The following is a 13,439-nucleotide window of genomic DNA, read 5'->3' as shown; positions in this document are numbered from 1 at the left end:
AGTGAAACACTCCCCTTTGGTCAGTATCATTGCCATTGCGTATAACCATGAGGAGTTTTTGGAAGAAGCGCTGGACAGTATCATTGCCCAAACCTACCCGGAGATTGAAATTGTGCTAGTGGATGCCTGCTCCAAAGACCAAAGCGTTTCCAAAATCAAGACATGGATCGCCAGAAACCCAGGTGTAAAAGTCAAAACCATTTTCCAATCCTCGACCAAAAAGATTACCGAGAATGCCAATGATGCATTGAAATTGGTTGAAGGTGAATATTACCAGATTTTAAGTTGTGATGATGTGTTGCTTCCCCATAAAATCCAGGATCAGGTAAAGGTATTTCAGGAATCTGATGAAAAACTTGGGGTAGTTTATTGTGACGCAGAGAAGATCGATAGGGAAAATAAATCCATGCAAGTACCTACATTTTTCAGGAGAGGAATTGGACTTCAGCTTCCCAATTGCCTGCTGGGATGATCTTCCCTTTACTTTTGATGGATTATTTCATCTGTGCCCCTACGGTATTGGTCAGGAAAGAATTGGCATTAAAAGTAGGAGGGTATAATCCAGAGTCCATGATGGAAGATCTGGATTTGTTCTTGAAGATGGCGCAGGATTATTCTTTCAAAGGAATCCTGCAAGTAGGAGTGAAATACCGTATATTAGAGACTTCTTTGTTACGATCGACTGATCCCTTCCATAGGCAAGCAACCAGGTTGAAAATTTATTCAGGATACCTGGGGCAAAAAGGGGAGTGGGACCGGTTTATAACCCACCAATTTTTAATTGCCCACCGGGCAAAGTCTTCCTTACTCAACCTAGTTTATTCCTTGCAACTTGGGATTCAGAAATTCCTAAAATCCCAATTCAAAAAACACTATTGACCTGTTGATGCCCCAAAGAAGAAAGGTTCTTTTCATTTTGCCCGAGCTATTGGGACCTGGAGGGCAAGAATTGGAGAATATTGGATTTGCAAAATGCCTCCATTCGGATGCTAGGTTTGAGGTTGCAATCCTGAATTTTTATGCTCCTTTTCAGGTGAAAGAATTGGAAAATCTCCCCAAGTTGGACTGGGACCTGTACCAGTTGAAGCAAGTGGTTTTCAATATAAAATTCCTGAAGATCTGGATGAAATCAGGCTTCAACTTTCAAATGAGTCTGGGGAATTGTTTTCGAAACTTTCCTGAGCTGTTTGATGCTTGGCTGAATGCCAAACTCAACACGTTTGACCTCTGCTTCACAGGAATTAGTCCCACGGGTTTATTGCCCCATATTTTGAACAGCTGCATTCAAAATAACCTGGCATTTGCCTATCATGAGTCTTCGATTTTCCATCCCAAAAACGACTATTTCTATCGATTAATGGAAGGAAATGGATCTTTTTTGATTTCAGCCAAGGCAAAAGAAGACTATCTCTTGGAACATTACCCTCATGCTGATTATTCGATCATCAAGCAGTGGATATACCTTGGACAGGAAGAGTTCTTGAAAATTCCCCAAAGAAACCAGCATCCCATCAAGTTTGGCTATGTAGGTAGAATGGATTCGGGGAAAAATCTTCAGGTGATTCTGGAAGCCGTAAAAATCTTGAAGGAGAAAGATCATGTGCTTGAATTTTTACTGTTTGGGGATGGACCTGAGATGGCTAATCTAAAAGCATTAACCCAAAAAATTGGATTGGAAGACCAAGTGGAATTCAAGGGAAGTTTTCCTTTTGAACAAAGACATACCTGTTTTACCGAACTGGATGTTTTTGTGATGACAAGTACATTTGAGGGAGGTCCATTGGTGATTTTGGAAGCAATGGCAGCTGGAAAGGCAATTATTACCACCCTGGTGGGAGATGTTCCCAACCGGGTGTTTGAGGATCAAAATGGCTATGTCCTGCCGGTTGATTCCTCCCCTTACGCTTTGTCCCAGCAGATGGAAAAGTATTTAGATCAACCAGATTTGGTAACCAAGCAAGGAAAGAGAAGTAGGGAGCTCTTTTACAAGAATTTGAAGAAGAAGCCTGCCAAGAAATCTTCAAGGAAAGTATTTGGGACATCATCCGTTCAAAAAGTAATTAGTGGATAAGAAAATTCTATTTGTCATCCCCGATGGGGTAGGAATCAGAAATTACCTGTATTCTGATGTATTTCATCACCTGAAGCAACAAGGGTTTCAGATTCATTTGATGCATCATCTAGAACCTCAGGTGTTGAATTATGTAAAGAATGAAAGAGGGATTGATTTTAGCGATGAACCGGTAAGAAAGGTCAGCGAATCCAGGTTTCAGCAATTTTTGAGGGAGACTTCTACCTATGCTAGGTTGAAACATAACTCCAAGCTGAAACAAAACCCTACCATTCTCACCAATTGGTTTAAGGTAAAGAACAATCCTTTGAAACGGGTATTTCAAAAGGCGACTGAGTTGGCTAGTGTTTCCTTGTCTTCCTATGATGGGATCAAATACCTGGAAGAGACCAATCGATTTAAGTGGAGGCGTAGTCTTGCCTACAAAGAATTCAGATCAGATTTCCGAAGAATTCAACCCGATTTGATCTTTATTACCCATCAAAGAGTAGCTACACTGGAACCCCTTTGCCTGGCAGCCGCGGATATGGGAGTAAAGACGGTTACGGCCATATTTTCTTGGGATAATCTCCCAAAAGCCAGGCTACCCATCCGTACCGATCACTATGCAGTATGGTCTGAATACATGAAAAATGAATTACTGGAATATTATCCAGAAATTCCCGAAAGCACCATCGCTGTAGTAGGTACCCCACAATTCGATTTCCATTTTCAAACGGAACTGTTGGAATCCAGAGAAGAATTTGCTGCCAGGTATGGACTGGATAGTTCAAAAAATGGATTCTTTTTTCAGGCGATGATGAACTGACCTCCCCTCATGATCCTGAATATTTGAAAGATGTGGCATCCGCCTTGGCTTCAGATCCTCAGGTGTCCATTCTGTTTAGGCAGGTCCCTGTTTGTACCGTAGATCGATACCAAGAAGTATTGGATCAGTATCCGAATATCATTCATATTCCGCCTAAATGGGAAAAAGGAACCAGTTGGATGTCGTTTTACCCTCTCTTCGAGGATGTGAAACTCTTGATGAACCTTTGTCACCATTGTGAATACTCGGTAAATATTGGATCCACCATCGGCTTGGACTTTTCATATTTTGGGAAGCCAACGGTGTTTTTGGCATATGATACGGTGCAAGATCAACACTGGAGTACCGAGGTGGTGTATCAGTTCCAGCACTTTCGATCCTTTGAAGGATTGGATGCAGTGGTTTTTGCAAAAGAAAAATCAAACTTGGCTACCCTCTTGAAGCAGGTATTGGAAAACCCAAGCCAGTTTTCTACCCAAAAACATCTGTGGAGAGATAAAATCGCTGCCAATACAGAAAACGCGCCTTCATCCGCACAGATCGCTGCTTTTTTGGAATCCCTATTGATTGAAAAAGAGGCAGTTCAGGAATAACTCAAATCAATTCGTTAAGAAAAAGATCATGCATATTTGCTTTTTATCCAGTGAATACCCCAAAGCAGGGTTTCCCCATGGAGGAGTAGGAACTTTTCTACAGATTCTGGCTAGGAATCTTGTAAAGCATGATATTCGTGTTTCCATTGTTGGGTTGAATTATACCGACGAATACGAAGAGACGCTTGATGAAGGAGTGCACGTTTATAGATTAAAGCCCAGAAAAGTAAAACCCATTACCTGGTATTTGACATTTCAGGCGATCAACTCCAAAATCAAGGAAATCCATCAAAAGCATCCCATATCTATCGTAGAGTCCACAGAATTGGGCCTGGCATTTATCAAAAAGATTCCTGGCATCAAGTATTTGATACGGATGAATGGAGGCCATCATTTCTTTGCAGAATCAGAGAATCGGCCCATTGATCCTTGGAAAGGCTTCCAGGAAAAGTGCTCATTTAGAAAGGCGGACATGGTTTTTGGGGTGAGTGAATACGTGATTAACCATACTGCCAACTACCTGGATTTTGCAGATAAGAAAGGACCTGTTATTTACAACCCTGCGAACCTTGAACATTTCTATCAGGCAGACCCCAGTAAGATGGTGCCTGGAAGAATATTTTTGCGGGTACCGTATGCGAGAAAAAAGGAGTGAGGCAATTGATCTTGGCCTTTCCTAAAATCAAAGAGCGATTTCCAGAAAGTGAATTGTACATCGCTGGAAGAGATTGGTTTTTCCCGGATGGAAGGTCCTATATTCAGTATTTGAAAGATTCTCAAATTCAGGATGCCGTAAAAGATTCCATCAAGTTCTTGGGACCAGTTGCAAACCATGAGCTTCCAAAATACATGGAAGCAGCAGAAATCTGTGCCTATCCCTCCCATATGGAAGCGATGCCCTTGGCTTGGATTGAGGTGTTGAGTATGGGCAAAGCATTTTTGGGATCAGTTTTAGGGCCCGGTCCAGAAGTGGTGAAGGATCATGTGACCGGAAGGGTATGTGATCCGAGAGACGTAGCAAGTGTGGAAAGGGTCTTGTTGGAGATGCTCAGCGATAAGGAAAAAATCTGAAAATGGCAGAGGCGGCAAGAAAAGATGTATTGGAACGCTTTTCCATTGACAAATTGGTCCATAAAAACATAGACCTATTTAGGCAAGTAGTAGCTGGATGAATTTTTTGATTCTTACCCATGTGCATCATGTCAAAAAGGGAGGGAACTATTATGCCTATGGTCCCTATGTAAGGGAAATGAATATCTGGACTAAATTTTTCACCTCCGTCACGATCCTGGCACCGCTGTCAGAAGATAGAGAATTGAATCCCATAGAGATTGCCTACGAGCATGAAAATATCCGCTTTGTACCTGTTCAGGAAATCAACTTGACCACTTGGAGCGGGAGAGTCAAAACCCTAGCCTCCTTACCAGGGACCCTTGCGAAAATACTTCAGGCGATGAGGTCAACAGACCATATTCACTTGAGGTGTCCTGGAAACATGGGATTGGCTGGAGCGGTTTTTCAGTACTTTTTCCCATCCAAAGCAAAAACAGCCAAATATGCTGGGAATTGGGACCCGGAAAGCGATCAGCCTTATACCTATAAGCTCCAACAGCGATTGGTTTCCAACCCCACATTTGCAAAAAACATGAGCGTGTTGGTTTATGGGAAATGGCCCAATCAAAGTCAGAATATTGTTCCTTTTTTTACCTTTTCCTATAGCCAGACTGAACCTCAGGAGGATAATAGAGCGCCACTAAATGAAAGCAATAAACTACAATTACTTTTTGTAGGGGCGCTGGTTCCCGGGAAAAACCCCTCATGGCTGCGGAGGTAGCCCGCCTATTAAAAATGCAGCAAGTGAACTTTAAATTGACTTTTTGTGGAGAAGGGGATCAAATGGAACCTCTTCGTCAATATGTGAAAGAAAATAGACTGGAAGAAGAAGTGGAACTTTGTGGGAATTTGGACAGTGAACGATTGAAGAATAAGTACAAGCAATCCCACTTTTTAATATTTTTATCGGAAAGTGAAGGATGGCCTAAAGTTGTCGCCGAATCCATGTATTTTGGTTGTCTACCCATTACAACTCCTGTATCTTGCGTTCCATTTATGTTGGCAAATGGAGAGCGGGGAGATTTAGTGGATAAGGATCCAGAAAAAGTAGTAGAGAGAATCAACCATTACCTGGCAAACCCAGAAGATTTTTTAGAAAGTCTAACAAATCAAAAGAGTGGTCCAAAGCTTTTACCAAGGAAAGTTTTGAACTGGAAATAAAGAAGTTAATTAAGAATGTATAAAGAAGGCACCTATTTTTCTGATACCAAGCGACACTTGGAAGATGCTGATTTCAAAGTCAGTGCGATTCTAAGGTTACTGAATCCTATTTTAGACAAAGCTGATGTAAAAGTGAATTCCTATGCGGATGTTGGTTGTGGTGCTGGAGGAGTTTTACTCGGTATTTCAGAAGCTTTTACCCAAAAAGGCAATCCGATCCAAGAGGTCAAGGGCTATGATGTTTCCCCACATGTAAAAGACATGAAGATGGATCCTATTCGTTTTGAACATGGGGATTTTGTGGAAATTGGGACCGATGCGGATTTGATTACCTTAACCGATGTGTTTGAACACGTGACAGATCCAGTGGATTTTATCAAAAATGTCTCCAAGAAAGGAAAGATTATCGCCTTTCATATTCCTTTGGATGATTGCTTAAGTGTGAACCTGAGAAATCTTCAAAGACAGAAAATCCAGAATCCTGGTCATTTGATATTTTTGAATGTAAACTCTGCTTTAAATATGATTACCATGGCAGGATTACAGATTTTGGATTATGATTTTTCCCGAGAGACGATCAAGGCTCCCTCGAATAATGAAACAGTCCTTCAAAAACTCTTTTCTCCCTTGAAAAGAATCCTAGTGGCGTTGAATCCATGGATCTATTCCAGAATCTTTGGATTCAGCTTAGTAGTGATTGCGAAATCAAATTAATGAGGACAACTAGCTCAAATAAGCCCAAGATTTTTCAATTGGTGGATTCCCTTAGCATGGGAGGAACCGAGAGAATGTCGGTAAATATTGCCAATGGCTTAACTGAAATAGGGGTGGAGAGTGGCTTGATTGTCACAAGAGAATCCGGGGATTGGAGGAATATTTACTACCCTCTGTAAAGAAATTCATATTCAAGAAGAAAGGAAAGCTGGATGTTTTCACCTTCTTCCAAATTTTGAGCTTGTTGAAAAAAGAGGCTCCGGATGTGTTACATGTACACCAGACCTCCATATTTTGGGGGGCATTGCTGAAGAAGTTCCTCCCCAATACCAAACTGATATGGCATGATCATTTTGGGATGAGTGAACAGTTGGATCAACATCCAAGAAAGGAAATGGATTACCTGATTTCCTCGGTGGATTTGATCATTTCTGTCAATGAGAAAATTGAAAGTTATTGGAAATCAAGATTTCCGATAATGGCAGATTCCACCTATTTCATCGAGAACTTTTCAGGAAAACTTACAGCAGTTCCCGAACGGAAACTGGGCTCCACCTTTAAAATCATCAATATTGCGAATTTCAGAAGGCAAAAGGATCAGTTAACACTTATCAGGTCCCTTACCGGATTACAAGAGAAACTGGGAGACTTTAAAGTCTATTTGCTGGGAGAGTTTGTGGAGAAAGATTGGGTGACAGCCATCAAAGAAGAAATAGATGCGCTTGGGTTTCAGGAACAGATAGAGATTGTAGGACCCGTTGTGAATGTCACGCCCTATATTGAAATGGCACATTTGGGGGTTTTGAGTTCAGAATCCGAAGGACTACCTGTTGCCCTTTTGGAATATGGAATGGGGGCCTTGCCTACCATTGCCACGAATGTAGGACAATGTGCAGATGTTTTGGGGAATGGATCCTTGGGAGAATTGATCCCTTCTAAATCACCGGAGCAGCTCCATGAAGCAATTCTTAAGGTGTTTAATAAGTACCCTCAGGCCATTCAGCGTGGGTATCAATTTCAGGAGCAGACAGAAGCCAACTATGGGCCTTCAAACTTCTTTAAAAAGTATGTACCGATTGCTTTACCGTCGTTTGAACAAAAATGGCTAAGCCCCAACCAGTATGATAAAGCGGATTATCAGTTCTAAATCCCGATTTGGGTGGGTGTTGTTCCATGTGTTTTTGGGGATCGCCTCCTCGATTACTCCCTGGGGCTTAATTGCCTGGTTTTATTTGGTGTTTGCGACTTCGTTTTATGTCGTGATCAAAAGTAAATCCATCTTTCCTTTTTGCCTGTTTATAGCCTACCTGACCTCGTTTGAGCTGTTGGCAAGGATGTCTCAAACTTCCCCTTTTATTCCCTATGAATTGGGGAAATACCTCTTGTTTCTGATGCTTTGCATTGGGGTATATAAGTTTAAGACCAAAAGCCATATTGGGCTGGTGATGGTCCTGTTACTCCTGCCCTCTGCATTCTTCGATCTTTCAGGAGAGGTCAACAGAGGTTCATTGATTTTCAATTTGATGGGACCTATCAATGTGGCCATGGCCATCTGGCTTTTTTATGGAAAATCGATTTCTAAACTTCAATTGATTCGGTTATTAAGGATCAGTATCCTTCCCTTGATAGCGATTCTTGCTTCGACTATTTTTAAAACGCCTTCCTATAATGAGCTGGAATTTACCTTGGGAGCAAATTTCGCAACCAGTGGTGGGGGTGGGTCCAATCAGGTTTCCACCGTGTTGGGCTTGGGAATGTTTATCTCTTTCATTTTCCTTATCAACAAATGGAATTTGACAGGATACCGAATCACAGACTTCCTGTTGTTTTTCCTATTTGGTTTCCAGGGGTTGCTGACCTTTTCCAGAGGTGGAATCCTGGGAGGTGCCTTAGGGATCATGATCGTGTTTTATTTTGTGATAAAGACCCCTAAGAGACATAAAACCCTCTTCAAGCTCCCTAATTTAGGGAAGGCCTTCTTACTCTCTTTATTTTTGGTATTGATTACATTTCAGGTTGCCGACAGTTTAACAGGAGGCTTATTGAGCCTAAGATATTTGGGAGAAACAGAAGGGACCTTGGCAGGAACCAAAGAAAAGTCACTCAACTCGATCACTACAGGAAGAGTAGAGATTTTCTTGGAGGATATGCAGTTATGGGGAGATTCCCCCATTTTAGGGGTTGGGGCAGGAGCATCCTCCTATATGCGGAATTTTAGTTATTTCTACCTTTCCCATGTGGAGATGAGCCGTTTGCTATCAGAACATGGATTACTGGGCCTCATTTATTTTGTGCTGCTGCTCTATGTATTGCTTCAAATACTACTGAAAAAACAAACGCCAATGGAAAAAGGGATCATGGTAGCCTTTTTCATCATCGCTTTGTATACCACTTTTCACGCAGCCATGAGGACTTATCTTACGCCACTTTTTATTGGGTTAAGTCTACTTTATGTAAAACCTACTATGGGGAAAAAGACACCTGCTAAAGGAGTTAAAAAGCTTGAACCCATTCATCCTGAACCAGTTTCTGTAAGCTGACATGTTGAATATTCTTGATTTATTAAAGTTTCAGGGATACCCTATTGAAGCGGCCCAAAAAGAGTTGGCAACCCTACAATCCTACTCCAAAGACCAGTTTGAAGATTGGAGAACCAAAAAAGGATGGGAAACTGCCAAGTTCCACTATGAACATAATCCACTTTATAAAAAACTGGTAGGAAAGCATTTTCCAAACAGATGGGAAGATTTGCCCATTGTCAAGAAAAAGGATGTTCAAGTGGATTTTTCTGAGAAACTGAGTCAAGGGATTTCCAAAAAAGACCTGCATTTTGGAAATACTTCAGGCTCATCTGGAATTCCCTTAAAATTTGCCAAGGATAAATTCTGTCATAGCATGACCTGGGCATTGATCGTGGATCGATACCAGAGAATCGGGTTTTCGCAAAATGATTTTCAGGCAAGATTTTATGGCATCCCTTTAGGGTTTCCCCAGTACCATAAGGAAAGGCTAAAAGATAAACTCATGAACCGGTACAGGTTCATCGTTTTTGATTTTTCAGATCAAAACATGGAGTTTTATATCCAGAATTTCAAAACAAAGAAGTTTATCTATACCTATGGGTATACCAATTCCCAATTGTACTTTGCCCGGTATCTACAGAAAAAAGGGATCGTTCTAAAGGACATCTGCCCTACTTTAAAAGGTACCATCGTGACTTCCGAGCAATGTACAGAAGAAGATAAGGTATTTCTTGAAGCACAATTTGGGCTCCCAGTTTACAATGAATACGGAGCTTCTGAATTGGAATTTCTTGCCATGACAGACTTAGAAGGTAAAAGAAGGCTTTCCTCTGAAACAGTGATTACTGAAGTGGCGGATGAAAACAATCAGATTTTGAATCCTGAAAAAGGAGGGAATTTGATTTTTACGAACATTTACAACAGAGCCATGCCTTTTATCCGCTACGAGGTGGGGGATTTAGGTGCTTTTAAAAGGGATAGGAATTCAATCCAAGATGAGTTGACCCAACTCAACGGTCGTTTGAATGATACCATTGTTTTACCATCAGGTAGAAATGCATCCGGTTTTTGTCTTTATTATATTTCCAAGCATTTGAACACCAAGCTGGGAACATTACAAGAATATCAGGTTCGCCAGACCAAGCGCGACACCTTTGAGGTGGATTTGGTTTTATCTAGGGAATTAGATCAAAATACCATTCTGACTATTAACGAAGCATTCGATCAATATGTGGAAAAGGGGCTTCATATTGTCATCAAAAAAGTGGATCGGATCAATCGGGAGAAGTCCGGGAAGCTAAAACATTTTTTATCCTTATTGGAGGAGCCAAATTCATGAACATCCTTTATTTCTATCAATATTTTGCCACCTCCAAAGGATCTTGGGGTACAAGAGTTCATGAGTTTACCAAAGAATGGGTAAAAGAAGGACATCAAGTGACGGTGGTTACCAGTGTGTATTCAAAATCCGATATTTCTGCTTCTAAGTTTATTCAAACGAACTATTATGAAGGGGTGAAAGTCATTATCATTAATGTACGAATTGATAACAGACAGCCATTCTTGAAAAGGATTTTTCATTCCTTGCTTATTCCTTTATCTCCTGCTGGTATGCCTTGACCTATTCCTGTGATCTGGTTATTGCCTCCAGTGGCCCCATCACCGTAGGGGTGCCTGGTTTGATAGCGAGGTATTTTCGTGGAAGGAAATTGGTGTTTGAAGTTCGGGATTTATGGCCCGATGGAGCCATAGAGCTTGGGATCATCAAGAACCCATTGCTCAAGAAATTATCCCTGGCCTTTGAAAAGTTTTGTTACAAATCCTCCAGTCTTGTGGTAGCGCTTTCAGAAGGGATGAAGTCGGAGATTTTGGAAAAATCCCCTCAAACCAAGGTGATTTCAGTTACCAATGCGGCGAACATATCCTTGTTTTCTACCCCCGCCAATTTTCCGGCAGATGCATCGGTCAAGCCCTATCATTATGCCATTTATACAGGGAATATAGGAGAGGTCAATAATTCAATTTGGTTATTGGATGCTGCAAGAATTCTTCAGGAAAGAGGAGTCAATGATATCCAAATTCTGATGATTGGGGAAGGACAACAAAGGGAATTGATCGATCAAGCAATTCAAGAGGAAGGATTAAATACCCTCATTAGATTAGGATTGATGCCAAAATATAAATTGGTTCCTCTCATTCAGCATGCCATGGTCTCGTTGGTTCCATTAAAAGGAACGCCAGTCTTGGATACCTCTTCCCCCAATAAGTTTTTTGAGTCCTTATCAGCCGGAGTACCTGTAGTCCAAAACACCCAAGGTTGGATGAGGGATTTCTTAGACAAGAATAAAATCGGTTATACACTGTCGCCCAACGATCCAGCCCAATTAGCTGATCTGTTGGTTTATTTAAAGGATCATCGAGCCATTTTGGAGGACATGGGGGCAAGAAGTATGGCAATAGCCAAAGAGGAATTTGATGCAGACTTCCTTGCACGAAAAATGCTTAAAGGAATCGAGGAAGTATATTCATGAAGATTTTATTAACGGGAGGAACAGGCTTTTAGGAACCTATATTTTCAGGGCATTGGAAAAAGACTATGAAGTCATCACCATGGGTAGATCAGCAGAGAACACCCTTCAGGCTGATTTCAGCAAGGACTTGCCCTCGGTTCCTACGGTGGATTGGGTGATCCATGCTGCGAGTCCAGCTCATTTTATCCCCAAAACCGAGTCCGAAAAACAGTCCTTTTTTGATGTCAATGTAGGTGGTACAGAAAAACTATTAAGGAGTCTGAAAGAGATCCCTAAACTCTTTGTTTACATCAGCACCGTGGCGGTTTATGGATTGGATGAAGGATATATGGTCAAGGAATCGACCCCTCTCAAAGGGGAAACCCCCTATGGGAAAAGTAAAATTGAGGCAGAAAACCTGATTTTGGAATGGGCTGAAAAAAATGGAGTAAAGACTTTTATTTTTAGGCTCCCGTTGGTGGTGGGTGAAAACCCTCCCGGTAACCTATCGGCCATAGCGAAGGCAATCAAGAAAAAGATGTATTTAAGGATCGGGAAAGGACTCAACAAAAAGTCCATGGTTTTGGCGGAAGATGTGGCCAAGCTGATCGGTGAACTAGCGCACAAAACTCCAGGTATTTATCATTTATGTGATCCTGCACCTGCCAGTTTATCGGAAATTGACTCATCAATAGCGTCACGATTTGGGTATCGTGTGAAAACCATACCGGAACTTCCTATACAGCTGGTTGCCAAGATCGGTGACCTTTTCCCATTCTTTCCTCTAAATTCCTTGAAAGTAAAAAAGCTTTCCAGTACGCTGACCTTTGATACCCAGAAGGCGATTGATGAACTTAACTGGAAGCCAAACAGTGTGCTTGGCTTTTTGAAAAACACCTCCATTATTTCATGAGAATTTTATTTCTAGGAGAAACCTACCGGGCAGACGCCATCAGTTGGATAAAGGGAGTCGAAGCCAACTTGGGAGTAAAATTGGAAACCAGGGAATTGCCGAAAGGAAATTCAAGGGTTTTGAGAATGCTTGCTGCCTTGGGTTTTTTTGGCAAGTTGCTTCTGACCCGATTCTCCAAACCTTATGATTTGGTTTTGGCAGAGCGTGCGACCAGTTATGGGTTTTTCTCCTTATTCGTCCATGCCAAAAAGCGAGTAGTGGCACAACAGGGAATCACCGACGTTTATCCAGAAGGTGGATTCTCAGGTTTCTATAAAAGTATCCTCCAGAGGTTAGCTTACAAAAAAGCGGATTTGATCCATGCTTGGGGAAATGTGATGACCTATGCCATGTTGGAATCAGGAGCTAGCCCTTACAAAATCATGGTGTTGCCCAAAGGGATTGATTTATCCCGATACCAATGTCCCGATAAGGAGGAGTTGACGCCTGCTTTTATTGTGACCAGATCCTTCTATGATCTATATAGGCATATCGATATCGTAGAGGCAGTTAAGATCTTACGGGACAGGTCGATTCCTATAAAAGGATATATGGTCGGAGAAGGACCAGAAAAAGCGGAAGTAGAATCCTTAATCCACCAATATCAATTGGAGGAGGCGGTGATTTTAAAGGGGCATGTTCCTAATGATCAATTACCGGAACTGATGGATTTATGTCGCTATTATGTTGCGGTTCCCACCACAGAGGGAGTTTCCAGTTCCTTGTTTGAAGCGATGGCATCAGGCTGTTACCCTGTCGTTACAGACCTTCCCGCCAATCAGCCATTTATCAAAAATGGAAAGAACGGACATTTGGTAGCTCCATGTCGGCCCATTGAACTAGCAAATGCCATAGAGTCCGCATTACAATCCGGAACTCAGGTGGGAGAGGCTTTGGAAGAAAACAGAAGGTATATCGAGCAGCATGTGGATTATTGTAACAACATGAAAATCATCACAGATAGGTATATATCCTTAATGCAAACTAATTAACAA

Annotated in this window: 18 protein-coding genes; all 18 read left to right on the top strand. The window is 41.6% G+C overall.

Going from position 1 to position 13,439, the window contains the following annotated elements; translation table 11 throughout:
* The first annotated feature begins 1 nt into the window (after window position 1).
* The 18 genes from V8V91_RS05450 to V8V91_RS05365 all read left to right on the top strand — a co-directional run bounded on the left by V8V91_RS05450 (window position 2) and on the right by V8V91_RS05365 (window position 13,436).
* Entirely contained in the window at window positions 2-472 is a 471-nt protein-coding gene (locus tag V8V91_RS05450; RefSeq protein ID WP_373399193.1) for a glycosyltransferase family 2 protein, read from the top strand.
* Window positions 469-879, top strand: coding sequence for a hypothetical protein (locus tag V8V91_RS05445; RefSeq protein ID WP_373399192.1), 411 nt, complete (start codon window positions 469-471; stop codon window positions 877-879). Before V8V91_RS05450 ends, V8V91_RS05445 begins: the two co-directional genes overlap by 4 nt.
* 37 nt (window positions 880-916) lie before the next feature.
* On the top strand, window positions 917-2,071 hold the full coding sequence (locus V8V91_RS05440; RefSeq protein ID WP_373399191.1) for a glycosyltransferase family 4 protein: 1,155 nt from the start codon (window positions 917-919) through the stop codon (window positions 2,069-2,071).
* Entirely contained in the window at window positions 2,064-2,879 is an 816-nt protein-coding gene (locus V8V91_RS05435) for a hypothetical protein (RefSeq protein WP_373399189.1), read from the top strand. Before V8V91_RS05440 ends, V8V91_RS05435 begins: the two co-directional genes overlap by 8 nt.
* Before the next feature lie 23 nt (window positions 2,880-2,902).
* A complete protein-coding gene (locus tag V8V91_RS05430; protein ID WP_373399188.1) occupies window positions 2,903-3,472 on the top strand; it encodes a hypothetical protein in 570 nt (189 codons plus the stop codon).
* Window positions 3,473-3,500: 28 nt separating this feature from the next.
* Window positions 3,501-4,127 carry a glycosyltransferase gene (locus V8V91_RS05425; protein WP_373399187.1) on the top strand — a complete coding sequence of 209 codons (627 nt, stop codon included), beginning with the start codon at window positions 3,501-3,503 and terminating at the stop codon, window positions 4,125-4,127.
* Entirely contained in the window at window positions 4,124-4,543 is a 420-nt protein-coding gene (locus V8V91_RS05420; RefSeq protein ID WP_373399186.1) for a glycosyltransferase family 4 protein, read from the top strand. Before V8V91_RS05425 ends, V8V91_RS05420 begins: the two co-directional genes overlap by 4 nt.
* 97 nt (window positions 4,544-4,640) lie before the next feature.
* Complete coding sequence (locus tag V8V91_RS05415) at window positions 4,641-5,306, top strand: hypothetical protein (RefSeq protein ID WP_373399185.1); 666 nt, start codon at window positions 4,641-4,643, stop codon at window positions 5,304-5,306.
* A complete protein-coding gene (locus V8V91_RS05410) occupies window positions 5,291-5,746 on the top strand; it encodes a glycosyltransferase (RefSeq protein ID WP_373399184.1) in 456 nt (151 codons plus the stop codon). Before V8V91_RS05415 ends, V8V91_RS05410 begins: the two co-directional genes overlap by 16 nt.
* 15 nt (window positions 5,747-5,761) lie before the next feature.
* Complete coding sequence (locus V8V91_RS05405) at window positions 5,762-6,460, top strand: class I SAM-dependent methyltransferase (RefSeq protein ID WP_373399183.1); 699 nt, start codon at window positions 5,762-5,764, stop codon at window positions 6,458-6,460.
* A complete protein-coding gene (locus V8V91_RS05400) occupies window positions 6,460-6,639 on the top strand; it encodes a hypothetical protein (protein WP_373399182.1) in 180 nt (59 codons plus the stop codon). Before V8V91_RS05405 ends, V8V91_RS05400 begins: the two co-directional genes overlap by 1 nt.
* Window positions 6,612-7,607 carry a glycosyltransferase gene (locus V8V91_RS05395; protein ID WP_373399181.1) on the top strand — a complete coding sequence of 332 codons (996 nt, stop codon included), beginning with the start codon at window positions 6,612-6,614 and terminating at the stop codon, window positions 7,605-7,607. The genes V8V91_RS05400 and V8V91_RS05395 overlap by 28 nt, the downstream gene beginning before the upstream one ends.
* Window positions 7,582-9,000, top strand: a complete 1,419-nt coding sequence (locus V8V91_RS05390; protein ID WP_373399180.1) for an O-antigen ligase family protein — start codon at window positions 7,582-7,584, stop codon at window positions 8,998-9,000. Before V8V91_RS05395 ends, V8V91_RS05390 begins: the two co-directional genes overlap by 26 nt.
* 1 nt (window position 9,001) lies before the next feature.
* Window positions 9,002-10,321, top strand: coding sequence for a phenylacetate--CoA ligase family protein (locus V8V91_RS05385; RefSeq protein WP_373399179.1), 1,320 nt, complete (start codon window positions 9,002-9,004; stop codon window positions 10,319-10,321).
* Window positions 10,318-10,602, top strand: coding sequence for a hypothetical protein (locus V8V91_RS05380; protein WP_373399178.1), 285 nt, complete (start codon window positions 10,318-10,320; stop codon window positions 10,600-10,602). The genes V8V91_RS05385 and V8V91_RS05380 overlap by 4 nt, the downstream gene beginning before the upstream one ends.
* Window positions 10,599-11,513: a glycosyltransferase family 4 protein gene (locus V8V91_RS05375; protein ID WP_373399177.1), complete on the top strand. Its 915-nt coding sequence runs from the start codon at window positions 10,599-10,601 to the stop codon at window positions 11,511-11,513. Before V8V91_RS05380 ends, V8V91_RS05375 begins: the two co-directional genes overlap by 4 nt.
* Window positions 11,458-12,405: an NAD-dependent epimerase/dehydratase family protein gene (locus V8V91_RS05370; RefSeq protein ID WP_373399176.1), complete on the top strand. Its 948-nt coding sequence runs from the start codon at window positions 11,458-11,460 to the stop codon at window positions 12,403-12,405. The genes V8V91_RS05375 and V8V91_RS05370 overlap by 56 nt, the downstream gene beginning before the upstream one ends.
* The gene (locus V8V91_RS05365; RefSeq protein WP_373399175.1) at window positions 12,402-13,436 is read left to right on the top strand and encodes a glycosyltransferase; all 1,035 of its coding nucleotides are present in this window, start codon (window positions 12,402-12,404) and stop codon (window positions 13,434-13,436) included. The genes V8V91_RS05370 and V8V91_RS05365 overlap by 4 nt, the downstream gene beginning before the upstream one ends.
* Window positions 13,437-13,439 lie beyond the last annotated feature (3 nt).

Origin of the sequence: Algoriphagus halophilus (genome assembly GCF_041729275.1) — a bacterium.
Taxonomy (GTDB): domain Bacteria; phylum Bacteroidota; class Bacteroidia; order Cytophagales; family Cyclobacteriaceae; genus Algoriphagus; species Algoriphagus halophilus_A.
Note: the sequence above shows the minus strand (reverse complement) of the source record. Positions and strands in the feature narration are given on the sequence as shown.